This window comes from Neobacillus mesonae, assembly GCF_023715155.1.
GTDB classification, from domain to species: Bacteria; Bacillota; Bacilli; order Bacillales; family Cytobacillaceae; genus Neobacillus; species Neobacillus mesonae_A.
This window is the reverse complement of sequence record NZ_JAMBNQ010000112.1, coordinates 1-455: the sequence shown is the minus strand read 5'-3', so window position 1 is coordinate 455 and position 455 is coordinate 1. Positions and strand designations below refer to the sequence as shown.

1 protein-coding gene is annotated in these 455 nt (G+C 57.4%); it reads left to right on the top strand.

The window, feature by feature from the left end; translation table 11 throughout:
* Window positions 1-84 precede the first annotated feature (84 nt).
* A partial coding sequence (locus M3183_RS26750; RefSeq protein WP_251475078.1) for a redoxin domain-containing protein occupies window positions 85-455 on the top strand: 371 nt, incomplete at its 3' end.

The window sequence follows — 455 nt, the reverse complement described above, 5'->3', positions numbered from 1 at the left end:
GTTTTGCCCATGCTGTCACATCATCGTTGCAGCACCGAGGTAGCTTGACTCAGTCTTCTTCCCAACTCACACAGGAGTATCCGCATGAAAACCGTGGGCGATAAACTCGAAGCTTTCACCGTCGTAGCCGCGAAGCCGGGCTTCAACAATCACGAGGAAAACGGCCAGTCGGCGTTCGAGACCGTCACCGAAGCGTCGTTCCCGGGCAAGTGGAAGATCATCTACTTCTATCCGAAGGATTTCACGTTCGTGTGCCCGACGGAAATCGTCGAATTCGCGAAGCTCACGAAGCAGTTCGAAGAGCGCGACGCCGTCCTGCTCGGCGGCAGCTCGGACAACGAATTCGTCAAGCTCGCATGGCGCCGTGAGCACAAGGACCTGGACAAGCTGAACCACTACTCGTTCGGCGACGTCAAGGGCGAACTGATCGACCAGCTCGGCGTGCGCGACAAGGA